Origin of the sequence: Amycolatopsis sp. WAC 01416 (assembly GCF_003947485.1) — a bacterium.
Taxonomy (GTDB): Bacteria; Actinomycetota; Actinomycetes; order Mycobacteriales; family Pseudonocardiaceae; genus Amycolatopsis.
In genome coordinates, this window is the sequence record NZ_QHHX01000006.1 from 101,739 (window position 1) to 124,236 (window position 22,498).

Genomic DNA, 22,498 nt, shown 5'->3' on the forward strand with positions numbered 1-22,498 from the left:
GACCAGCTGTACCCTGCGGGCAGGGCGACACCTTTGACCTTCGGCCAAACGGGGCGTTCCAACGACTTGCAGTGGTCACGAGGTGTGTTTGTTTCCGGCGGCCTCGCCTGGTGAGTGATGTGGGTCGTTTTGACGATGTGGATCTCTCCTGATGTGTGTTGGGGTCGGCATGCGTCTGCTGGGGCTTTAGGCAGCGGAGCCGGCTGCGATGACGCTCACGGAGTCGTCGACGCGAATGGTTGGACAGGGGCGTTCGAATGGGAGTGCGTTGACAGACAACGATGCTGCCACGCTGGCCAGTGCCCTTGACCGGCACCAGGTCGACGCGACCGCCATGGCCAACGCGCTCGTCGAGCTCGACCGGCACCCGGGGCACCAGCTCTTCACCGCCAAACTGTCCTCCGGGATCACCGCCGAGCGGTGGGACGCGGCCGAGGTCGTGCTCGCGGGCTTATGGCGGGACTTCGACACCTACCGTGCGGTGCTCGCCGACGCCGAACAGATTCGGGGACGGCGTTCCAAACTGGGGCCGCCCGAGGTCGTCGAGCTGCGACGACTGCTCGTCGAACCGTCCGTCGAGGTATCCCGGCGGGCGGTGCCACTACCCGAGCGCGGGTTGACCGGGGCAGCCGAGCAGGTCGAGTCGATCACCCTCGCGGCGTTGACGACTCGGATGAACGACGCGTACCGGCAGGTCAGTGAGCTGGCCCTTCGGTGTGACGAGCTGAATTCCGCCACCCTCAAGGCTTTCGCGCCGCTGCTGGAACAGGCACGACGGCTTGCCGACGACGACGCCGCGCTGGCACAGGGGCCCGCCTCGGTGGTGCAGCGGATCCGCGAGATCGAGCAGCTCGCGGGCAACGACCCACTCGCGTTGGCCGACCGGTCGCTCGACGACACCTTGGCCCGGCTCACCGCCGAGCTCGCCGAGGAACGCGCGCGGGTCGACCGGCTACTCGCGCTGCGGGACGGCTGGGAGCAGACGCGGGCCGAACTCGTCGGTTCCACGCAAGCGCTCGACGATTTGCGGGCGGCCACCACGGACGACTACGCGGCGGCTGCCGAGCGAGTGGTCGGCGAATTGCCTGCCTTGCCAGTGGACAGGGCGCCGGAACTGCGGGCCGCGTTAGCGCGGCTGGACGACCTGAGCTGGGCCATGCGCGACGCGGGGGCCGTCGGGGTACGGCGTGAGCTCGCGAGCGCCGACGCGGAACTGCGTGCGGCGCGGCAGCTGGCCACGGGGTTGTTGGACCGGCGCGAGGAACTGCGCGGGCGGTTCGGTGCCTACCAGGCCCGAGCTGTTCGGCTGGGATTGGCCGAGGAGGATGCGGTGATGATCGTCGCCGAGCGGATCAAGGCGACGTTATGGCGGCGGCCGTCCGATCTGGCCGCTGCCACCAGGGATTTGGGGAACTTCCGCCGGTTGCTCGTCGAGCCCGGCACGGATAGCGGAGGCAGTTCGGCATGAGCCAGGGGGATCGTTGCGCGCAGCCGGGTTGTGGCGGCGCGATTGATGGCGGCTACTGCGACACGTGTGGGATGGCTGGTGCGGTGCCGGTGAGTGTGACCGCGCCGGTGTCGCAGCCGGTGTCGGGTGGGGCGTGTTCGCAGCCGGGTTGTGGCGGCGCGATCGATGGCGGCTACTGCGACACGTGTGGGATGGCCGGCGCGACCTCCGCCAGGTCGGAGACCGCCGCCTCGTCCTCGGCCAGCAGGCTCAGCGGCCGCGCGTCGCGCCGGACCTCCGCAGCCTCGGCCGCCCAGTCCTCGTCCCGGCGTGGCGGCGGTCTCGGCGCCGGGCTCGTCGACGTCCCCGCGGTGCCCAAGGTCGACCCCATCGCGGCCATCCTCAAAGACCCGCAGGTCACCGAGAGCAAGCGGTACTGCAGCAAATGCGACCAGCCCGTCGGCCGCGGCAAAGACGGGCAACCCGGACGGCTGCGCGGGTTCTGCCCCAGGGACGGCACACCGTTCAACTTCGTGCCGTCGCTCACCGAGGGAACGCTCGTCGGCGGCCAGTACCTCGTTCAGGGCTGCCTCGCGCACGGTGGGCTCGGCTGGATCTACCTCGCCACCGACCGCAACGTCAACGACCGGTGGGTCGTGCTCAAGGGACTGCTCGACATCGACGACCCGGCCGCCCGCGCGGCCGCCGAGGCCGAGCGGCGGTTTCTCGCCGAGGTGAACCACCCGAACATCGTCATGATCCACAACTTCGTGGAGCATCCTGACGACGACGGCAAACCCATCGGCTACATCGTGATGGAGTACGTCGGCGGTTCGTCGCTGCGCAAGCTCGTCGAGGACAGCGGCAAGACCGTCGGCCAGCGCCTCGCGCCCCTGCCGCTGCCGCAGGTCATCTCCTACGGCCTGGAGATCCTGCCCGCGCTCGGCTACCTGCACAGCCAGGGCCTCGCCTACTGCGACCTCAAACCGGACAACGTGATCCAGTACGAACGCCGGCTCAAGCTGATCGACATGGGCGCGGTCGTGCCGTTCGAGAACGCCGACGGTTTCGACTGGTACGGCACGCCCGGCTATCAAGCACCGGACTTCGAGTCAGAGGGACCGTCGCCTGCCGCCGACATCCATACCGTCGGGCGCACGCTCATGGTGATGGCGCTGGGTATCTCGCCGTTGCGTGCCGGCAAGCCGGTGCCGTTGCCCGACCCGGCGACCAGCAGGCTGCTCGCCGAGCACGAGTCGTTCTACCGGGTGATGCTACGCGCCACCGATCCTGATCCGATGCGGCGCTTCGCGTCCGCCGAGGAGATGGCCGATCAGCTGAACGGCGTGCTGCGGGAGGTGCTTGCCGTCCAAGACGGCAAAGCACGCCCTGGCGTGTCCACGTTGTTCGGTCCGTCGCGATCGGTGTTCGGCATCGGCCTGCTGGGCGACGTGGGCGCACCCGGCCGCCCCGGCTCGGTGGCGGTCGCCCAAGCGCTGCCGGTTCCGCTCGTGGACACGACCGACTCGGCGGCCGGGCTGCTCGCCACGGTGTCGTCGGCGGCGCCCGAGGAGATCCTGCGCCTCGCGGCCGGTACCCCGACACCCAGCGTCGAGCTGCGGTTGCGGGTGATTCGCGCGCACCTGGAACTCGGCGACGTCGGTTCGGCCCATGAAGCGTTGCAGCGTTTGCGAACCGACCTACCCGGTGACTGGCGCGGCGATTGGCTCACCGGGGTGGCGGCCTTGACCGGGGGTGACGCGCGGGCCGCGACCACGGCGTTCGACACCGTGCTCGCGACGCTGCCCGGCGAGTCCGCGCCGAAACTGGCGCTGGCCGCGGCAGCGGAATACGCCGCCGACGACGCCGTGGCGGGCCGCTACTACCTGCAGGTCAACCGGGCGAACCCGGATATCGCCGACGCGGCGTTCGGCCAGGCGCGGGTGGCGTTGCGTGCCGGTCAGCCCGCGGCGGCGCTCGCCGCGCTGGACACGGTCGCGCCGACCTCGAGCCAATACATGACCGCGCAGACCGTCGCCGTGCGGGTGATGATCGGCGGCCAGATCGACGAGGGCACGCTGCGTGCCGCCGCCGACCGGGTCGGCAGGCTCACCCTGGACCAGGCCACCGGGCACGAGGTCCGCGCATCGGTGTTCAAGGCCGCGTTGCCGCTGGTCACGAAGACCGGCGAGGCTCGCCCGCCGCTGCTCGGCTGCCCCTGGACCGAGCATGGCGTGCGGGCCGCGTTGGAGACCGAGCTGAGGGCGGGCGCCCGGTTGACCACCGACGAAGACATCCGGGTCGACCTGGTCGATCTGGCCAACGCCATCCGGCCGGTGTCATGGGTGTGACCGTACGGACCAGCCAGTGCCCGGCGTGCGCCGAACCGGTCGGGCACGGCGATCGGTTCTGCGAGGCGTGCGGTGGTTCGTTGCTGCGCCAGGGAAGCACCTCCGTCGAGACCGTCACGAAGGAGACCGCGCGGAAGTGTCCGGCGTGCGGCACGGTGAGTGGGACCACGACCGAGTACTGCGACGAGTGCGGGTTGCGCCTGCCGGACCCTGCCGATCGGACGAGCATCGACCTCGGCTCCTTGGCCGGGGTCAGCGACCGGGGTCTGGTTCATCGCCGCAACGAGGACGCGATCGCGCTCGGCCGCCTGCTCGATGGGAGCACCGCCGCCGTGGTGTGTGACGGTGTGTCCACCACGAGGCGACCCGAACGCGCGGCGCGAACGGCGTCCGAGGTGGCTTTGGCGGTACTGCTCAGCGGGGACGCGCCGGTGGAACCGGTCGCCCGCGTCCGCGCGGCGGTGGCGGCCGCGAGCACCGCCGTGGCCACTTTGGACGGTCCGAATCCCTCGCCGGACGGACCATCCTGCACGCTTGTGGCCGCCTACGTCGCCGACGGCAGGGTGACCGTCGGCTGGGTCGGCGACACTCGGGCGTACTGGCTCGCCGGTCCGGACAGCCGCTTGCTCACCCGCGATCACTCGTGGGCGGCCGAGGTCGTCGCGGAGGGGCTCATGGATGAGACGTCCGCGTTCGCCGACCGCCGCGCGCATACGATCACCCGCTGGCTGGGCCCGGACATGCTGCCCGATCCCGACGTCGTCTCCGTGGACCAGGACGGCGCCGGAACCCTGCTCGTCTGCTCGGACGGCCTGTGGAACGAGGTGCCCGAGGCCGAGCGAATCGGCGAGTTCGTGGCGGGTGCGGGGGAAGGGGCGACACCGTTGGCGGTCGCCGAGCGGCTCACCGAGTTCGCACTGGCCGCCGGCGGCCGGGACAACATCAGCGTCGTAGTCATCCCTTTGGAGGGGGAACAGGTATGAGTGCAGAAGCAGAGTTCGTCGTCGCCGTCGACCAGAACGCCTATCTTTCGGCGGGGGCGACCCGGGTGGACGCGGTCGTGTCGGTGACCGCCACCGGGGACGCCGCTCCCTCGGTGGTCACCGAGGCACTGGAGATGCTGATCATCGACACCTCCGGGTCGATGCAGGGCGACCGGATCGCCTCGGCGCGCGCGGCCACCGCGGTCGCGATCGAGCAGCTCCTCGACGGTGTGCTGTTCGCCGTGATCTCGGGCGCGACCAGCGCGCGGCAGATCTACCCGAAACGGGGCGCGGCGCGGGCCGATCCCCAGACCAGGGCCGAAGCCACGACGGCGGTGCGCAAGCTCTCCGCGAGCGGGGGCACCGCGTTCTCCAACTGGTTGCGCCTCGCACGGCAGATCGCCGAGCAGCATCCGGGGGCGATCCGGCACGCGCTGCTGCTCACCGACGGCCAGAACGGCGACGGCCCCGGTGTGCTGGAGCAGGCCATCGAAGAGTGCACCGGCGTGTTCAGCTGTGACTGCCGCGGCGTCGGTACCGACTGGAAGGTCGCGGAGGTACGCAAGATCGCGTCCGCGTTGCTGGGCACGGTGGACATCGTGGCGAAGCCGGAGAACCTGGCCGCGGACTTCCACGCGATCATGAACTCGGCCATGGGTAAACGGGTCGCGGACGTGTCGTTGCGGCTGTGGACACCGAAGGGCGCGCAGATCAAGTTCGTCAAGCAGGTCGCGCCGGAGGTCGAGGACCTGACCGCGAAACGAGTGCAGACCGGGCCGTTGCACGGCGACTACCCGCTCGGCGCGTGGGGCGCGGAGAGCCGCGAGTACCACGTGTGCGTCGAGGTCCTCACACAGGCCGTCGGGGCGGAGATGCTCGCCGGACGGGCGATGGTCGTCCGCGGCGGCTCCACGGAAACCCTTGCACAGGGCCTGATCCGGGCCGTGTGGACCGACGACGACGCGTTGTCGGCCAAGGTCAGCAGGAAGGTCGCGCACTACACCGGACAGTCCGAGTACGCGGACGCCGTCGAGCCGGCGCTGGCCGCCCGCCGCGACGGCGACGAGCGCACGGCCACCGCGCGCCTCGGTCGCGCGGTCGCGCTGGCCACCGCGGCGGGCGACCGGGACAAGCTCGACATGCTGGAGAAGGTGGTCGACGTGGACGACGCGGCGACCGGCACCGTGCGGCTGAAGGGCAAGGTCTCCAACGAGGCCGAGATGGAGTTGGACATCCGATCGCGGCGGACCAGCCGGGTCCGCGGCGAGGGCTGACCCGTGCCGGTATGCGCGGCCGGGCACGACTCGACGGCCACCGACTACTGCGACGTCTGTGGCCTCGTGCTCGGGGCCGCCCCGCCACCGGCAGAACCGGCTGCATCGGATACGTCGGCACCGGGGCCCGGAGGGATGACCTGCGCCCGCTGCGAGGTGCCGAGAGAGGGCAGGTTCTGCGAGGAATGCGGGTTCGACAACGACCTGCCCGCGCCTTCGCCGTCTCCCGTCGCGGCCCAGGCGGTGCGGTCGCGCTGGACGGCCGTCGTGCGGGCGGACCGCGCCTGGTTCGACGAGGTCCGCCGCCGTGAGGGTTCGGAAGCGGCGGAGATGGACTTTCCGCTCTATTGCCCGGAACGCCGGTTCGAGCTGGACCGCGATCAGGTCGCGATCGGCAGGCAAAGCCGTTCGCGCGGGACCAACCCGGAGATCGACCTCGGTGGCCCGCCGCTGGATCCGGGCGTGTCCGCGCAGCACGCCGTGCTGGTGGCCCGGTCCGACGGCGGCTGGGACGTCGTCGACCTCGGTTCGACCAACGGAACGTCGGTCGGTGACACGACCGACGTGATCGAGCCCAACACCCCGGTCGAGGTTTCGGCAGGGGTGCCGATCCGGCTCGGTGCGTGGACCGTGATCACCTTGGAACGAACCTAGTCAGGTGGTCGTGAGCGGTAAGTCGCGTTCTGACGCGACTTACCACTCACGAGTCGCGATAGCGGGCCGCCGGGATCGGCGGTACCGGGTTCAGCTGGGCGCCCAGCCACTTCTGGGCGCTCGCGGCGAGACTGCCATTGGCGCGGTCGCGTTCGAGCAGCTTGTTGACGAAGCGCACCAGGTCCGGCTGCTGAGGCGCCATCCCGACGCCGTAGTAGGCGTTGGCCAGCGGTTGTCCGACGACCTTGGTCTGCGGGTCCTGCGCGGCCATTCCGGCGAGGATGCCGTCGTCGCTGGACACCGCGTCGACCTTGCCCTGCTGCAACGCGACCGTGCAGTCGGGGATACCGGCCAGCGTGACCACGTCCAGCCCGTACTGGGGTTTACGCAGGACGACCTCGGTGGTGGAGCCGATCGACGTGCAGACCTTCTTGCCTGCCAGCTGCTCGACTCCGTCCACACCGGACTTCGCCGGGACCAGCAGTCGCTGGGTCGCGTCGTAGTAGGCGGTGGAGAACTCCACCGTGCGTTGCCGGTCGCAGGTCGCGCTGAACGTGTTGACCACGACGTCGACCTGGCCCTGCTCGATCAGGCGCGTACGGTCGGCGACGTCGCGTACGACGTACTGGACCTTGTCCGGATCGCCGAGGATCGCCTGGGCGATCATGCGGACGATGTCGATGTCGGCACCTTCGAGCCGTCCGGTCTGCGAGTTGCGGTAACCGAGCAGGTATTTGCCCTGGTCGACGCCCGCGATCAGGCGCCCGCGGTGCTGGATCTTCGCCATGGTCGAGCCGGACGGCATGGCGCCGGGCGACGGCAACGAGCCCGACGGGCGCAGGCTGTCCTTGACGGTGTCGCACTCCTGCCGCTTCGCCGACGGCGCCTTGGTGCCTGAGTCGTCGGTAGCCACGGCCACGGATTCGTTGCCGTGCAACGAAGGTACGGCGATGCTGCCCAGCGACAACACCGCAGCGACGGCGAGGACGACCACCGGCCGCCGGACGTTGATCGTGGCTTTCACCGGGCCGGTCATCGGTACTCCTCCACTCGGCGTGCGATACCGATCGCGAATCCGGCAGCCGCCAACGCGAACAACACGGCAGGGCCGAACCCGAGCAATGCGCTTGCGTCGCCCGCGTCACCGGTCGCGGCGGACAGCCGGGCCCGCGCGGTGTCGCCCGCGTCGCCGACAGCCTTGTCCAGAACGGTGAATGCGGAACCCGAACTGCCCTCGTCGGTACTGACGGCGGCCTGTAGGGCGTCGGCGTAGCGGCCCTCGTCGTCGGCCTCCCGCAGATTCTTGTGCGCGTCGACCCAGGTGCCGGTCGCCTCGCGGATACCGGCGACGTCCACACCGTTGGCCCCGGCGACGGCCAGCGGTCCGTCGCCTGCCAGCAATCGGTCGATCTGGCCGGTGAAATCGTCGTCGGACGCGCTGCCGCCACTGCGGGCGACCAGCACGAGGCTCTCGTTGCTGCGCGCCTGCAGGACGAGTGTGCTGGCCTCGTCCAGCGCGGTCGCGGCGTCACTGGCCTCGTTGGCGTCGGCCAGCGCGTTGCCGGTGGACACCGTGGCCACCGTCCACCACAGCAGCCCGGCGACGACCGCGCAGCACGCGGCGGCGACGCTGGGGTTCAGCCTGCGGCGGGTCCGCCGGAACTCCTTCCGGGAGAAGTCGAGCGCGATGAACAGCAGCGCCAGCCCGAACACCACCACCGCGATCGGCAGGGCGCTGGCCCGCTGGTAGTCGGCGTTCAGCGCGCTCACTTCGGTGTGGCGCAACGACTGGGCGGCGGGCAGCAGCTGGGTGCGCATCTGAGTGGACGCCTGCGCCAGGTAGGACTGGCCGAGCGGCAGTCCCTGCCGGTTGTAGGTGCGCGCCGTCTCGATCAGCCCGGTGTAGGCGGGCAGCCCGGTGATCATGACGTCCAGCGGCTTCGCGGCCGGATCGTCCGGCGTGATCAGCCGGGACGCCTCCGCGAGTCGCCGGCCGGCGCGGCTGAGGTCGGCGTCGTAGCGGGCGCGGATCGCGGGCGGCTCCTGGCCGGACGAGACGTAGCCGCTGGTGGCCATCGCGTCGGCGTCCGCGAGCGCCTGGTAAATCTCGCCCGCGGCTTGCGTCAACGACGCGTCGCGGTTTCCCGCGTCGTCGATCGCGCCGGCCCTGGAGATGCCGCTGACCAGGCTGATCACGGCGGTCACCAGGCTGGCGAGGGTCAACACGATGCCGATGCGCCGTAGCCGCGCCGGCGTGCGCGGGCCGGTCCATCGCGCCAAGCGGGACCGTTGTGGTCCGGTGGTACCACCGGCCGACGGCGGCGCGGCGAGAGTCTGGGTCGTCATTGAGTACCCCCCTGCAAGCAGCCGATCTTAACCGGCAGGCGGCGAACAACACCCCGAGTTCGGCGCTTCCAAGGTCACAATGGTGTCAACGGTTCCCGTCGTCCTGAAGCACTCACGACGCTTGTCGCCCTACGACCGCAAGCAGCCTCCTGGTGGGGGTGGGAGTGGGGATAGGGTGAGGTCATGAGTGACGCGGAGACGTTGTTCGAGCGGATCATCGCGGGCGAGATCCCGTCCGACAAGGTGTACGAGGACGACACGACCTATGCGTTCCGGGACATAGCGCCGCAGGCGCGGGTCCACGTGCTCGTGGTGCCGAAGAAGCGATACCGGAACGTCGCCGAACTGGCCGCCGCGGACCCGCGGCTCCTCGCCGACGTGACCGCCACCGCCAAGAAGGTCGCGGAACTCGAGGGGATCGCCGAATCCGGGTACCGGGTGGTCTTCAACACCGACCGTGACGCCGGGCAGACCGTCTTCCACGTGCACGCGCACGTGCTCGGCGGCGAGCAGCTGGGGCATTTCGGACGCTGAAGCGCGCGGCCTGCGGAAACCGGCCTGCGTGCCGGCACCCGCAACCAGTAACATCGACCTTGTCACTGTCGTTGAAAATCGCAGCGTAAGCGCAGGAAGTAGGCCAGAGGCCACGTGGCCGGAACCGTACCGGGTGAAGCCGCCCGACCCGACGTTCCCACGGACGTCACCCCGACGAAGGCCGACGAGGCCGCTGTCATCGAAGCGGCCCAGTCCCGATTCCCCATCCCCGACGCCGCCGCGCTCAGCCTGCTCGGCTCGAGGGACGAAAACCTCCGCGTCGCCGAAGAACTCCTCGCCGCCGACGTCCACGTCCGGGGCAACGAGGTCACCCTGACCGGCGCCCCCGCCGACGTCGCCTTCGCCGAACGTGTCTTCGCCGAACTCGTGACGCTCGCCGGCCGCGGCCAGCAGGTCGACCCGGCCACCGTCCGCCGCACCGTCGGCATGCTCTCCACCGGTGACCACGAGTCACCGGCCGAAGTGCTGAGCATGAACATCATCTCCCGGCGCGGCAAGACGATCCGGCCCAAGACGCTCAACCAGAAGCGCTACGTCGACGCGATCGACAAGCACACCATCGTGTTCGGCATCGGCCCCGCCGGTACCGGCAAGACGTACCTCGCGATGGCCAAGGCAGTCCAGGCGTTGCAGGCCAAGCAGGTCACCCGCATCGTGCTGACCCGCCCCGCGGTCGAAGCGGGCGAGCGCCTCGGCTACCTGCCGGGCACGCTCAACGAGAAGATCGACCCGTACCTGCGCCCGCTCTACGACGCGCTGCACGACATGGTCGAGCCCGAGTCGATCCCGCGGCTGATGCAGGCGGGCACCATCGAGATCGCGCCGCTCGCGTACATGCGCGGCCGCACCCTCAACGACGCCTTCATCATCCTCGACGAAGCGCAGAACACCACGCCGGAACAGATGAAGATGTTCCTCACCCGGCTCGGGTTCGGCGCCAAGATCGTCGTCACCGGTGACGTCACCCAGGTCGACCTCCCCACCGGCCAGAAGAGCGGCCTGCGAGTGGTCCGCGACATCCTCGAAGGTGTCGATGACCTGCACTTCGCCCAGCTCACCAGCCAGGACGTGGTGCGGCACAGGCTCGTCGGCGACATCGTCGACGCGTACGAGAAGTGGCAGGCCCTGCAGGACAGCCAGGACAAGGGCAACGGCTGGAAGGGTCAGCGGCGGTCATGAGCATCGAGATCGCCAATGAGTCCGGCGTGAACGTCGACGAGACGTCGATCGTGTCGGCCGCCCGCTTCGCGCTCGACAAGATGGAGGTCAGCCCGCTCGCCGAGCTGTCCATCCTGCTGGTCACCCTCGAGGTGATGGAGGACCTGCACGAACGGTGGATGGACCTGCCCGGTCCCACCGACGTGATGGCCTTCCCGATGGACGAGCTCGACTCGTCGCGCCGCCCCGACGCGCCCGACGCCTCGCCCGCGCTGCTCGGTGACATCGTGCTGTGCCCGGCGTTCGCGAAGGACCAGGCCAAGACGGCGGGCCATTCGCTGATGGACGAGCTGCACCTGCTCACCACGCACGGGGTGCTGCACCTGCTCGGCTACGACCACGCCGAACCCGCCGAGGAACGCGAGATGTTCGGTCTGCAGAAGCGGATCCTCGGCGAGTTCCAGGCCGCCGTGGCCGCGGTGAACAGGCGCGACGCGCAGCGCACCGCGGACGACAGGCTCCTCGGCACCGCCGGTCTCGACACCGTGCCCGCCGACGAACCCCCCGCCTAGAAATGGGTAGTCCCACGGCCCTGCTGGTCATCGCGATCGCGCTGATCCTGCTCGCCGGGGTGTTCGCGGCCGCCGACGCGGCGGTCAGCACGGTCTCCAAGGCCCGTGCCGACGGCCTCGTCCGGCTCGGCCGCCCCGGCGCGCGTCAGCTCGCGCTGGTCATCGCCGAACGCCGCCGCCACATCAACCTGATCCTGCTGCTGCGGATGACCTGCGAGCTGACCGCCACGGTGCTGGTCACCGTCGACATCCTCCGCTGGATCCGGCCGCTGTGGCTCGCCATCGTCGTCGCGGCGGGGGTGATGGTCGTGGTGAGTTACGTGCTCATCGGGGTCGGCCCGCGCACCCTCGGCCGCCAGCACCCGTACCGGATCGGTCTCGTCGTCGCGGGTCCCGTCCGCGTCCTCGGCTCGATCCTCGGCCCGCTCAGCAGGCTGCTGATCGTCCTCGGTAACGCGATCACCCCCGGCCGCGGCTTCCGCGAAGGTCCGTTCACGTCCGAGGTCGAACTGCGTGAGCTCGTCGACCTCGCCCAGGAACGCGGCGTCGTCGAGGAATCCGAACGCGAGATGATCCACTCGGTGTTCGAACTCGGCGACACCGTCGCGCGCGAGGTCATGGTGCCGCGGACGGAGATCGTCTGGATCGAGCACGACAAGACCGTGCGCCAGGCGCTCGCGCTGGCCCTGCGCACCGGGTTCACCCGGCTGCCGGTGATCGGCGACTCCGTCGACGACGTCGTCGGCGTGGTCAACATCAAGGACCTCATGCCCGCGTACATGGCCGAGGGCGGTTCGCAGCGGCAGGTCGAGGAGCTGATGAACCCGGCGAGCTTCGTGCCGGACTCGAAGCGGCTCGACGATCTGCTCAAGGAGATGCAGGTCTCGCACAACCACATGGCGATCGCCGTCGACGAATACGGCGGCACCGCCGGCCTGCTCACCATCGAGGACGTCCTCGAGGAGATCGTCGGCGAGATCACCGACGAATCCGACACCGACGAGCGTCCCGAGGTCGAAGAACTCGAAAACGGCGCGGTCCGCGTCTCGTCCCGGCTCTCGATCGACGACCTCGGCGAACTGTTCGGGATCGATCTCGAAGACCATGACGTGGAGACCGTGGGCGGACTGCTCGCGGAGCGACTGGGTAGGGTCCCGCTGCCGGGGGCCGAAGCCGAGGTCGCCGGACTTCGGCTGTTCGCCGAAGGCGGTAAGGATCGGCGCGGGCGGATGCGGATCACCACGGTGGTCGTCCACCCCGCCGACGCGGACGCGGTGACCGACGCAGCCCAGGGCAGGCGTCGGACCCGGGTCCCGCAGTCCGATGAAAGTGACAGGAGTGTCGAACATGCCTGAGCTGGACGCCGAGGACCAGAAGCTGGTGACCCTGGCCAGGTCCGCGCGAGCCCGCACCCAGGCCGCCGAGGGTGCCGCGCTTCGCGACACCGACGGCCGCACCTACGCGGCGAGCACGGTCGACCAGCCGTCGTTCAAACTCACCGCGCTGCAGGCCGCCGTCGCCGCCGCCGTTTCGAGCGGAGCCGAAGGAATCGAGGCCGCCGTCGTGGTCACCGCCGAAGGGCTGCTCAAGGAGGCGTCCGTGCAGGCAGTGCGCGACATCGCCGAAAAGGCCCCGGTCTATCTCGCGGATCCCAGTGGCAAGGTGCTGAGCTGATGGCCGAGCCGCATCGTTCCGGTTTCGCCTGCTTCGTCGGGCGGCCCAACGCGGGCAAGTCCACGCTGACCAACGCGCTCGTCGGCAGCAAGGTGGCGATCACCTCCAGCAAACCGCAGACCACCCGGCACGCCATCCGCGGCATCGTCCACCGCGACGACGCCCAGCTGGTGATCATCGACACGCCGGGGCTGCACCGGCCGAGGACACTGCTCGGCGAGCGGCTCAACGACATCGTCCACTCGACGTGGTCCGAAGTGGACGTTGTCGGGCTTTGCGTGCCCGCCAACGAAAAAGTCGGTCCCGGTGACCGGTTCATCGCCGCCGAACTGAAGAAGATCGCCAAGCGAACCCCGGTGATCGGCGTCGTCACCAAGACGGATCTCGTGAAACCCGAGCAGGTCGCCGAGCAGTTGCTCGCCCTGCAGGAGGTCATGGAGTTCGCCGAACTCATCCCGGTGTCCGCTGTGGACGGTTTCCAGGTCGGCGCGCTCTCGGATCTGCTGGTACGCCACCTTCCCGAAGGCCCGCAACTGTATCCGGGCGGCGAACTCACCGACGAGCCCGAGCAGACCCTGGTCGCCGAGCTGATCCGCGAGGCCGCGCTGGAGGATGTGCGGGACGAGCTTCCGCACTCGATCGCCGTCACCGTCGAGGAAATGCTGCCGCACGAGGGCAGAGACGACATGATCGACGTGCACGCGTTCCTCTATGTGGAACGACCGAGCCAGAAGGGCATCATCCTCGGGCACAAGGGTGAGCGGCTCAAGGACGTCGGCGCCCGCGCGCGGCAGCAGATCGAGGGGCTTCTCGGCACGAAGGTCTACCTCGACCTGCACATCAAGGTCGCCAAAGAGTGGCAGCGCGACCCCCGTCAGTTGCGACGGCTGGGCTTCTGACTGAACGGAATGTCTCGATTCGGTCGCGGAGACCGGTTGATGATGTGGAACCGGACGGGTGACCTTAGAGTCTCAACCCTTGACTCCGGTGATCGCTGATCGGGCGGCGCGCCCGGGTCGCAGTTCTGCATCTCATTCGTGAAGGGAAAGCGGTAAATGACCGACAACCAGGGCCTGCCCAACTACTCCGGCGACCCTCAGGGCGGTGGCGGCTTCAACAACCCCGGCCCGCCGCCCAACAACAACCTGGTGTGGGCCATCCTCACCACGATCCTGTGCTGCCTGCCCTTCGGCATCGTCGCCATCGTCAAGGCGAACCAGGTGAACACCCTCTGGGCGCAGGGCCAGCCCGCCGCGGCGCAGGAAGCGGCCGACGCCGCCAAGAAGTGGTCGATCATCGCGGCGATCGTCGGTGGCATCATCATCGTTCTGTACGTTGTCCTCGTCGTCGTTCTCGGAGTCTTCGCGGCCTCGGTGGACGTGAACAACTACCGCTGATCCCGGCGATCGAGGGGGAGACCTCATGACCGACCAGTACCCGAACTACCCGCCCCCGGGCGGGCCTCCGCCGCAGCAGCCGTATTACGGCGGCATGCCGAACTACGGTCCCCCGCCGGACAACAACCTGGTGTGGGCCATTCTTTGCACGGTGTTGTGCTGCTTGCCGCTGGGTATCGTGGCGATCGTGAAGTCGAGCCAGGTGCAGACGTTGTGGTCACAGGGTTTCCACGCGGAAGCCCAGAAGGCCGCCGACGACGCGAAGAAGTGGTCCATGTGGGGAGCGATCGCCACCGGTGGACTTTTCCTGCTGTACATCATCTTCATCGTGGTGATGGTCATCATCGGCGCGTCGGCGGGAAGCTTCACGCCGTGACGACGTCCGTCTACACGGGATTCCCGGCGCGCGGGTTCAAAGCAAGGGCCCGCGCGCTGGGGCCGCCCCTGGCCATCGCGGCAGGCGCCGGCCTCGGCTGCGTCGTCCTCTGGCTGGGTGATCCCACCACTCCCGGCGGACCGCTTCCGGTCTGTCCCACCAAGTCCTTGCTGGGCATCGCCTGCCCCGGCTGCGGTGGCATGCGCATGGTCTACAGCGCGCTGCACGGGGACATCCCCGCCGCGCTGCACTACAACGCGGTGTCCTTTGTGGTCGTTCTGCTGCTCGTCTGGAGCACAGCCGCCTGGGCGGTGGGCAGACTTCGCGGCCGGGCCGTGAACAGCTGGCTGCACTGGCGCTGGACACCGCTCGCGTTCGGCGTCGTGTTCGTCGTCTGGTTCATCATCCGTAACCTGCCCTTCGCCCCGTTCACCTCGCTCTACGTCTGAGTGCCGGGCCGAGGCCCGGATCGTCGGTGGTACCGAGTACGCTCCCGCGCACCGGTCTGGTCGGCGTATACCCATGCCGTACATTCAGCCCGGGTCGCCGCACGAGGCCCCGTGCGCCAGGGGCGAGGAACCAGCGAGGGGATTTCGATGACCACTCCCTACGGCCAGCAGCCGCCGGGACAGCAGCCGCCGCCCGGGTCCGGGCCCCCGCCGGGGGACGGGCAGCTGCAGTCACCGCAGCCGCAGCAGCCGTTCGGACAGCCGCCGTCGGGAGAACAGCCCTCGCCCTTCGGGCAGCAGCCGCAGCAGGCTCCTCAGGGTGAGCAGTCTTCACCGTTCGGGCAGCAACCTCAGCAGGCTCCGTTCGGTCAGCAGCCGCAGCAACCGGGGCAGCCGTTCGGCGCGCAGCAGCAGCAGCAGCAGCCGTTCGGGCAGCAACCCCCGCAGTCTTCGCCGTTCGGGCAGCAGGGCCAGCCCTCGCCGTTCGGGTCGGCCGCCCAGTTCGGCCCGCAGACCGACTACGCCCACTGGGGCCTGCGCGCGGCCGGGACCCTGATCGACTTCGCGCCGATCTTCGTGCTTCCGATCATCGGCGCCATCATCGCCACGAACGCGAATTCGCTCATCGGCGGCATCATCTCCGCCATCGGCTACCTCGCCGGCATCGGCTGGACCGTCTACAACCGGTGGATCAAGATGGGCACCACCGGCCAGTCGCTCGGTAAGAAGATGGTGAACATCAAGCTCGTCCGCGAAAGCGACGGGCAGCCGATCGGCCCGCTGATGGCCTTCGTCCGGGACCTGTGCCACAACCTGGACGGCTGGGTCTGCGGTCTCGGTTACCTCTGGCCGCTGTGGGACGAGAAGAAGCAGACGTTCGCCGACAAGATCCTCAGCACCGTGGTGGTGCCGGGCGAAGCCGCAGCCGCGCCCGCGTCGGCGCCGTTCGGCCAGGCGCCGGGATTCCCCGAGCCGCCGCTCCCCGCGCAGCCCTCGCCGTTCGGCCAGCAGCCGCCGCAGCAGCAGCCGTTCGGCGCGCAGCAGCAGCCTTCTCCGTTCGGGCAGCAGGCTCAGCAGCCGCAGCCGTCCGGGCAGCAGCCGTCCCAGCCGTTCGGGCAGCAGCCGCAGGGAACCGCGGCGCCGTCCCCGGAGTCCCAGCCGGGACCGGCCTTGGGCGAGGCCGAGCCGACGCAGGTCCTTCGCCCCGGCCAGCCACCTCAGCAGGCGCCGTCCGGGTTCGACGAAGCCGAGCCGACGCAGAAGATCACGCCGGAGCAGCTGAGGCAGCAGTTGCCAGGAGCGGACGGGTCGAATGGGCCCGGCACACCGCAGCAGTAAGGAACGACCGGCGGGATCCACCCGCCGGGAAGCACGACACAAGTGGGGAACCCGATGACGAACCCGTACGGCCAGCAGCCCGGCCCCGGCCAGCAGCAGCCCTATGGCCAGCAGCCTCAGCCCGGATACGGACCCCCGTCCGGCGCCACGCCCGCGCCGTACGGTCAGCCGTCCGGTGCGAACCCGATGCCGTACGGCCAGCCGGCGCCTTATGGCCAGCCCGCTCCGTACGGTCAGCCCGCGCCGTATGGCGCTCCGGGTGGCATGCCCGGTGGCGGTGGCGACATCAACTCGATCCCGGACTACAAGGGCTGGGCGATCGGCTGCATCTTCCTCTGCTGGATCATCGCGATCTTCGCGATCATGAAGTCCAACGAGGTCAACACCTACAAGATGCAGGGCAACTACGCCGCCGCCATGGACGCGTCGAAGTCGACGAAGACCATGTGCATGATCGCGTCGATCATCGGCGGTGTCGGCTGCCTCTTCTCCATTCTCTGGATCATCCTGGCCGCCGCGACGGCGTTCTAGTCCGACCGTAGAACGAAAGAACAACGAGGACCACTTTCATGACCAACCCTTACGGCCAGCAGCAGCCCTACGGACAGCAGCAGCCCGGCTACGGGCCGCCGTCCGGCGGCATGCCCGCCCCCTACGGTCAGCCGGCTCCGTACGGCCAGCCTTCTCCCTACGGCGCCCCGGGCGGCATGCCCGGTGGCGGTGGCGACATCAACGCCATCAAGGACTACAAGGGCTGGGCGATCGGCTGCATCTTCCTCTGCTGGATCATCGCGATCTTCGCGATCATGAAGTCCAACGAGGTCAACACCTACAAGATGCAGGGCAACTACGCCGCCGCCGCGGACGCGTCGCGGTCCACGAGGACCATGTGCATGATCGCGTCGATCATCGGTGGCCTTGGCTGCGTCTTCGCCATCGTGATGATCATCATCTCGATCGTCGCGGCTTCGTCCGTGCCCAGCTGCTACGGGCGCTACTGCTGATTCCGGGGCGCACCACCCCGATGTCGGTCCCTGGTGGGACGATGTCGGGGTGGTGAACCTCTATCGCGACACCGGCGTGGTGTTGCGGACGCACAAGCTGGGTGAGGCCGACCGGATCGTCACCCTGCTCACGCGGCGGCACGGCAAGGTCCGTGCGGTCGCGAAAGGCGTGCGTCGGACCTCATCGCGCTTCGGGGCGCGGCTGGAGCCGTTCGGCCACGTCGACGTCCAGTTCTACACCGGCCGCTCCCTGGACGTGATCACCCAGGTCGAGACGGTCGACGCCTTCGCCCTTCCGCTGGTGGCCGATTACCAGCGCTACACCGCCGCGAGCGCCATCGCCGAGACGGCGGACCGGTTGTCCGCCGAAGAGGGCGAGCCGGTGCTCAAGCTCTACATGCTCGTCGTCGGCGCCCTTCGCGCTCTCGCGGGCGGTGAACGTGACAGTTCCCTCGTGCTCGACGCCTTCTTCCTGCGAGCCATGGCCTATGCCGGCTGGGCGCCCGCGATCACCGAATGCGCCCGATGCGGCCTGCCGGGTCCGCACAAGGCGTTCAGCGTGTCGGCAGGCGGCTCGATGTGCCCGGATTGCCGGGTTCCCGGCTGTGTGCACCCCTCCCAGGAGGTGCTGACCCTGCTCGCGGCGCTTCTGCACGGCGAATGGCCGGTGGCCGAAGCGTCGCAGCCGGTGCCGCGGCGTGACGCGTCCGGACTGGTCGCGGCGCATCTGCAGTGGCATCTGGAGCGTCAGTTGCGCTCGCTGCCGCTGGTGGAGAGGCGTGCTCGGGAGAGCACCACCGGAGCGCAGTAGGGTCGCAGGCACAGGTTCACTCGATCAGGAGGCTCGAAGGTGCTGCGCAGGGGACGCGAGAACAAGGCGTCACAATTCGAACTTCGCGCGCCGGAGCCGCATCCGTCCGGTGCCCGGCCGCCGGAGATCCCCCGGGAACTCCTCCCGAAGCATGTCGCGCTGGTGATGGACGGCAACGGCCGCTGGGCCAACCAGCGGGGACTGCCGCGCATCGAGGGCCACAAACGCGGCGAAGCGGTGATGATCGACGTCGCCAGCGGTGCCGTGGAACTCGGCGTCAAATGGCTGTCGGTGTACGCCTTCTCCACCGAGAACTGGAAACGGAGCCCGGAAGAGGTCCGCTTCCTGATGGGCTTCAACCGCGACACGATCCGTCGTCAGGTCGACTACCTCGGCTCGATCGGCGTCCGCATCCGCTGGGCGGGCCGCCGTCCCAAGCTGTGGGCGAGCGTGATCAAGGAACTGCAGGTCGCCGAGGAGAAGACCAAGAACAACACGGCGCTGAACATGACCATGTGCGTCAACTACGGCGGCCGCGCCGAACTGGGCGACGCCATGCGGCGGATCGCCCACGACGTCGCCGACGGGAAGCTGAACCCGGACAAGGTCACCGAGAAGACCATCGGCAAGTACCTGTACCAGCCCGACATGCCGGACGTGGACCTGTTCCTGCGGCCGTCGGGGGAGCAGCGGACGTCGAACTTCCTGCTCTGGCAGTCGGCCTACGCCGAGATGGTCTACCAGGACACGCTCTTCCCGGACTTCGACCGCACCCACCTGTGGCGGGCTTGCCTCGAGTTCGCGAAACGGGACCGCCGCTTCGGCGGGGCCATCGACAAGGCTTCCGAAGGGACCTCATGACCACCGAAGCAGCGGACACGGCGGCGTTGCTGACGTCGGCACGGGAAGCCCTCGAGCGCTATCTCGAAGTCCACGTCGACGACGACGGTGCGCTGACCTTCTCGCACGCGGACGTCCCGTGTGTCATTCAGGCGACCCGGCTGGCCGAAGGGCTGACCGTGCTGAGCCTGACCTGCGTGGTGGCCTGGGACCTGCCGGACGACCCGGCGATCGCGGCCTCGGCGGCGGAACGCGCCGGACAGGGCCTGTTCGGCACGCTCGGCGTCGTGCGGTCGGAGAAGGGCATCGACATCACGCTGAGGTACGCGTTCCCGGCCGAAGGCATGGACGCCTCGCCGCTCGGGACGCTGCTCATGCTGGTCGTCTCCACCGCGTCGCAGCTGCGCTCCGACCTCCTGGGCACCGCTCCCGGGGAGTGACCGCCGGAACGCAGGGTCACCTGGCATCATCTCGCGCATGGAAACCATTTCCAGAAGCGCCCCGGAGAAGCCGGCCCGGCGGTTCAAGATCACCTCGATCGAGGTGCTCTGCGCGATCCTGCTGATCGCCATCCTCGGGCAGACCTGGCTCCAGCAGGTGTTCGACGTGCCCGCGCTGCGGACCGGCTCGACGGTGTTCGTCGCCGTCTGCGTGCAGGCGCTGCCGTTCCTGGTGCTCGGGGTGCTGATCAGCGGCGCGATCGCGGCGTTCGTGCCCGCGCGGGTGCTGGAGAGGGTGCTTCCTCGCCGAGCCGGTGCCGCGGTCGGTGTCGCGGGGCTGGCCGGGGTCGCCCTGCCGGGTTGTGAATGTGCGTCGGTGCCCGTCGCGCGGCGGCTGATCGGCCAGGGTGTCGCGCCCGCGGCCGCGCTGACGTTCCTGCTGGCCGCGCCCGCGGTGAACCCGGTGGTTCTGGTCGCGACGGCGGTGGCGTTCCCCGGGAACCCCGAAATGGTGTTCGCCCGGTTCGCCGGTTCGCTCGCCACGGCGATGGTGATGGGCTGGCTGTGGGCGAAGTGGGGCAAGCTCGACTGGATCGCGGAGCGCGCGTTGCGGCGTATGCCGGACGTCCAGCACGGTTCACGCTGGAAGACCTTCGCCGAAACCGCGCGGGCGGATCTCGTCGAGGCGGGCGGTTTCCTCGTACTCGGCGCGATGATCGCCGCCGCGATGAACGTGCTGGTGCCCGCCAAATGGTTCGGTGTGCTCGGCGAGCAGATCGTGCTCGGGGTGCTGGTGATGGCCGTGCTCGCCGTCGTGCTGGCCCTGTGCAGTGAGGCCGACGCCTTCGTCGCCGCGTCGCTGACCGCGATGCCGCTGCTGCCGAAACTGGTGTTCCTGGTGGTCGGGCCCGCGATCGACGTGAAACTGTTCGCCTTGCAGACCGGCACCTTCGGCAAATCCTTCGCGCTGCGGTTCGCGCCCGTGACGTTCGTCGTCGCGCTGTCCTGCGCCGTCGTCTCCGGCGTGCTCATCCTCGGGGGTGGCGCGTGAAACGCGAGACCCAGAACATCCTGCTGATCCTGCTCGGCGGGGCCCTGCTCAAGATCACGATCAACGGCGACTACCTGCGCTACGTCAAACCCGCGCAGCAGCCATGGATCATCGCGGGCGGCGCGGTGATGGTCACGCTGGGCGCGATCGCGATCGCCCGCGACCTGCTGGCCGCGCGGGCCGCCGCCGTCGTGTCCGGCGACGTCCACGCGCATGAGCACAACACCCGTTCGGCCTGGCTGCTGATGGTGCCGGTGCTGGCCGTCTTCCTGGTCGCGCCGCCCGCGCTGGGCGCCGATTCGGTGACCCGCACCGAGGCCAGGGCGCCGCAAAGCGCTTCGGCGAGCAACGCGGCCGCCTTCCCGCCCCTACCCGCCGGGGACGTGGTTCCGTTGGAGGTCAACGAGTTCGTCAGCCGCGCGGGGTGGGACAAGAGCGGGAGCCTGAACGGGCGGACGGTGCGGCTGTCCGGATTCGTCGTGCACAACGAGGGCAACACGATGCTGGCCAGGATGGTGATCGGCTGCTGCGCCGCCGACGCCTTCCCGATCACCGTGCGGCTCGTGGGCCAGGACGTGGCGGGCTTCCGCGACGACACCTGGCTGGAGGTGACCGGGACGGTCGTGCCGGGCACCGCGGTGCGGGAGAACAGCTACATGCCGGACTTGACGCTCACTTCGGTGCGGCAGGTGCCGGCGCCGAAGGACCCCTACGAGTACTGACCGGATGCTCTTCCTGCTTCACGGACACGCGACCGAAGTCCTGCTGACCAGGATGCTCCCGGCTGCAATGAAGGGGCCTTTCATAGCGAAATTTGCTATGAAAGGCCCCTTCATTGCAGCTTTTGCCTTGGTCGGCGGCCGCGTGAAGGCCCTTCACGGGAGGCACGCCGAGCACTGACCGCGTGCTATGAAAGGTCCTTTCCTTGCAAAATTTGCAAGGAAAGGACCTTTCATAGCGCTTGGGACGTCAGTGGTTCGAGCAGGTCCCGACGATCTCCACGGTGTGGCTGATGTCGGAGAACCCGTGCTCCGAGGCGATCTTCTCCGCCCACCGCTCCACGGCCGGTCCCTCGACCTCGACGGTGCTGCCGCAGATCCGGCACACCAGGTGATGGTGGTGGTGCGACGAGCAGCGCCGGTAGATGGCCTCGCCGGTGTCGGTGCGCAGGACGTCGATCTCGCCGGCCTCGGAGAGCGACTGCAGCGTCCGGTACACCGTCGTGAGCCCGATGCCGTCGCCGCGTTTGCGCAGCTCGTCGTGCAGTTCCTGGGCGGAACGGAAGTCGTCGATCTCCTTGAGCAGCTCGACCACGGCGGCCCGCTGTTTCGTCGACCGGCGTCCCGGGACCGGCGCGGAACTGTTGGCCGTCGTCGGACTCATGCTCACTTCCCCTCCTGAACGTGGGCTACGGCGTCCACCACGATATGCGCAAGGTGATCGTCGACCAGCCGGTACACCACCTCACGGCCGCGTCGCTCACCCTGTACGACACCCGCGGTCTTCAGCACCCGCAGGTGCTGGCTGATCAGCGGCTGCGCGACATCGAGCGTGTCCACCAGTTCGTGTACGCACCTGTCCGCGTTACGCAGTTGCAGGACGATGGCGATGCGCACGGGGGCGGCGAGTGCTCTGAGCAGGTCGCCGGCGTCCGAGAGGGCGGCGGCCGAGGCCGAGGCGGCGGGTTCGGCGGGGGGACGGGCCGTCGAATGCGGTCCGGGGTCTTCCGTGAAGCCCGGGGCGGCCGAGTCCGGGGTCACCGTAGCCATCGCCGCCTC

At 69.2% G+C, this 22,498-nt stretch carries 26 protein-coding genes; 22 read left to right on the forward strand and 4 right to left on the reverse strand.

Annotated features, from left to right (window positions below; genetic code table 11):
• Positions 1–268 precede the first annotated feature (268 nt).
• The 5 genes from DL990_RS21195 to DL990_RS21215 all read left to right on the forward strand — a co-directional run bounded on the left by DL990_RS21195 (position 269) and on the right by DL990_RS21215 (position 6,709).
• Entirely contained in the window at positions 269–1,468 is a 1,200-nt protein-coding gene (locus DL990_RS21195; RefSeq protein WP_125799692.1) for a hypothetical protein, read from the forward strand.
• A gap of 89 nt (positions 1,469–1,557) precedes the next feature.
• Positions 1,558–3,798 (forward strand): serine/threonine-protein kinase, encoded by a 2,241-nt coding sequence (locus tag DL990_RS21200; protein ID WP_233620531.1) that lies wholly within the window; start codon positions 1,558–1,560, stop codon positions 3,796–3,798.
• Entirely contained in the window at positions 3,795–4,781 is a 987-nt protein-coding gene (locus DL990_RS21205) for a PP2C family serine/threonine-protein phosphatase (RefSeq protein ID WP_199746523.1), read from the forward strand. Before DL990_RS21200 ends, DL990_RS21205 begins: the two co-directional genes overlap by 4 nt.
• Entirely contained in the window at positions 4,778–6,055 is a 1,278-nt protein-coding gene (locus DL990_RS21210; RefSeq protein ID WP_125799695.1) for a VWA domain-containing protein, read from the forward strand. The genes DL990_RS21205 and DL990_RS21210 overlap by 4 nt, the downstream gene beginning before the upstream one ends.
• Positions 6,056–6,058: 3 nt before the next feature.
• Positions 6,059–6,709, forward strand: a complete 651-nt coding sequence (locus DL990_RS21215; protein ID WP_125799696.1) for an FHA domain-containing protein — start codon at positions 6,059–6,061, stop codon at positions 6,707–6,709.
• Positions 6,710–6,755: 46 nt separating this feature from the next.
• On the opposite strand, the gene DL990_RS21220 is transcribed toward DL990_RS21215, so the two are convergent.
• A complete protein-coding gene (locus tag DL990_RS21220; protein WP_125785860.1) occupies positions 6,756–7,745 on the reverse strand; it encodes a glutamate ABC transporter substrate-binding protein in 990 nt (329 codons plus the stop codon).
• A complete protein-coding gene (locus tag DL990_RS21225) occupies positions 7,742–9,055 on the reverse strand; it encodes a hypothetical protein (RefSeq protein WP_125799697.1) in 1,314 nt (437 codons plus the stop codon). Before DL990_RS21225 ends, DL990_RS21220 begins: the two co-directional genes overlap by 4 nt.
• 183 nt (positions 9,056–9,238) lie before the next feature.
• Here DL990_RS21225 and DL990_RS21230 point away from each other — a divergent pair, with 183 nt between their 5' ends.
• From DL990_RS21230 to DL990_RS21310, 17 genes are all read left to right on the forward strand, one after another.
• The gene (locus DL990_RS21230) at positions 9,239–9,589 is read left to right on the forward strand and encodes a histidine triad nucleotide-binding protein (RefSeq protein WP_125785858.1); all 351 of its coding nucleotides are present in this window, start codon (positions 9,239–9,241) and stop codon (positions 9,587–9,589) included.
• A gap of 114 nt (positions 9,590–9,703) precedes the next feature.
• Positions 9,704–10,789 carry a PhoH family protein gene (locus DL990_RS21235; RefSeq protein ID WP_125799698.1) on the forward strand — a complete coding sequence of 362 codons (1,086 nt, stop codon included), beginning with the start codon at positions 9,704–9,706 and terminating at the stop codon, positions 10,787–10,789.
• Positions 10,786–11,340 carry an rRNA maturation RNase YbeY gene (gene ybeY, locus DL990_RS21240; RefSeq protein ID WP_125785856.1) on the forward strand — a complete coding sequence of 185 codons (555 nt, stop codon included), beginning with the start codon at positions 10,786–10,788 and terminating at the stop codon, positions 11,338–11,340. The genes DL990_RS21235 and ybeY overlap by 4 nt, the downstream gene beginning before the upstream one ends.
• A 2-nt stretch (positions 11,341–11,342) precedes the next feature.
• Entirely contained in the window at positions 11,343–12,695 is a 1,353-nt protein-coding gene (locus DL990_RS21245) for a hemolysin family protein (RefSeq protein WP_125785855.1), read from the forward strand.
• Positions 12,688–13,014 carry a cytidine deaminase gene (locus DL990_RS21250; protein WP_125785854.1) on the forward strand — a complete coding sequence of 109 codons (327 nt, stop codon included), beginning with the start codon at positions 12,688–12,690 and terminating at the stop codon, positions 13,012–13,014. The genes DL990_RS21245 and DL990_RS21250 overlap by 8 nt, the downstream gene beginning before the upstream one ends.
• Positions 13,014–13,913, forward strand: a complete 900-nt coding sequence (gene era / locus DL990_RS21255) for a GTPase Era (RefSeq protein WP_125799699.1) — start codon at positions 13,014–13,016, stop codon at positions 13,911–13,913. Before DL990_RS21250 ends, era begins: the two co-directional genes overlap by 1 nt.
• 156 nt (positions 13,914–14,069) lie before the next feature.
• Entirely contained in the window at positions 14,070–14,411 is a 342-nt protein-coding gene (locus DL990_RS21260) for a CD225/dispanin family protein (RefSeq protein WP_125785852.1), read from the forward strand.
• A 25-nt stretch (positions 14,412–14,436) separates the two neighbouring features.
• A complete protein-coding gene (locus DL990_RS21265; protein WP_007034859.1) occupies positions 14,437–14,787 on the forward strand; it encodes a CD225/dispanin family protein in 351 nt (116 codons plus the stop codon).
• On the forward strand, positions 14,784–15,236 hold the full coding sequence (locus tag DL990_RS21270) for a DUF2752 domain-containing protein (RefSeq protein WP_125785851.1): 453 nt from the start codon (positions 14,784–14,786) through the stop codon (positions 15,234–15,236). The genes DL990_RS21265 and DL990_RS21270 overlap by 4 nt, the downstream gene beginning before the upstream one ends.
• A gap of 147 nt (positions 15,237–15,383) precedes the next feature.
• The gene (locus DL990_RS41905) at positions 15,384–16,574 is read left to right on the forward strand and encodes an RDD family protein (RefSeq protein ID WP_125799700.1); all 1,191 of its coding nucleotides are present in this window, start codon (positions 15,384–15,386) and stop codon (positions 16,572–16,574) included.
• Positions 16,575–16,628: 54 nt separating this feature from the next.
• Positions 16,629–17,105: a CD225/dispanin family protein gene (locus DL990_RS21280; protein ID WP_125799701.1), complete on the forward strand. Its 477-nt coding sequence runs from the start codon at positions 16,629–16,631 to the stop codon at positions 17,103–17,105.
• Positions 17,106–17,143: 38 nt separating this feature from the next.
• Complete coding sequence (locus tag DL990_RS21285) at positions 17,144–17,578, forward strand: CD225/dispanin family protein (protein ID WP_125785848.1); 435 nt, start codon at positions 17,144–17,146, stop codon at positions 17,576–17,578.
• Positions 17,579–17,627: 49 nt separating this feature from the next.
• On the forward strand, positions 17,628–18,389 hold the full coding sequence (gene recO, locus DL990_RS21290) for a DNA repair protein RecO (protein ID WP_125785847.1): 762 nt from the start codon (positions 17,628–17,630) through the stop codon (positions 18,387–18,389).
• A 39-nt stretch (positions 18,390–18,428) separates the two neighbouring features.
• On the forward strand, positions 18,429–19,250 hold the full coding sequence (locus DL990_RS21295) for an isoprenyl transferase (RefSeq protein WP_125785846.1): 822 nt from the start codon (positions 18,429–18,431) through the stop codon (positions 19,248–19,250).
• Complete coding sequence (locus tag DL990_RS21300) at positions 19,247–19,669, forward strand: hypothetical protein (RefSeq protein ID WP_125799702.1); 423 nt, start codon at positions 19,247–19,249, stop codon at positions 19,667–19,669. Before DL990_RS21295 ends, DL990_RS21300 begins: the two co-directional genes overlap by 4 nt.
• Before the next feature lie 37 nt (positions 19,670–19,706).
• The gene (locus DL990_RS21305; RefSeq protein ID WP_125785844.1) at positions 19,707–20,720 is read left to right on the forward strand and encodes a permease; all 1,014 of its coding nucleotides are present in this window, start codon (positions 19,707–19,709) and stop codon (positions 20,718–20,720) included.
• Complete coding sequence (locus DL990_RS21310; RefSeq protein WP_125799703.1) at positions 20,717–21,442, forward strand: TIGR03943 family protein; 726 nt, start codon at positions 20,717–20,719, stop codon at positions 21,440–21,442. Before DL990_RS21305 ends, DL990_RS21310 begins: the two co-directional genes overlap by 4 nt.
• Before the next feature lie 247 nt (positions 21,443–21,689).
• On the opposite strand, the gene DL990_RS21315 is transcribed toward DL990_RS21310, so the two are convergent.
• Together DL990_RS21315 and DL990_RS21320 are read right to left on the reverse strand one after the other, a co-directional pair.
• Positions 21,690–22,103 (reverse strand): Fur family transcriptional regulator, encoded by a 414-nt coding sequence (locus DL990_RS21315; protein ID WP_034316411.1) that lies wholly within the window; start codon positions 22,101–22,103, stop codon positions 21,690–21,692.
• Positions 22,104–22,105: 2 nt separating this feature from the next.
• The gene (locus DL990_RS21320; RefSeq protein ID WP_125785842.1) at positions 22,106–22,489 is read right to left on the reverse strand and encodes a metalloregulator ArsR/SmtB family transcription factor; all 384 of its coding nucleotides are present in this window, start codon (positions 22,487–22,489) and stop codon (positions 22,106–22,108) included.
• Between the last annotated feature and the right edge of the window lie 9 nt (positions 22,490–22,498).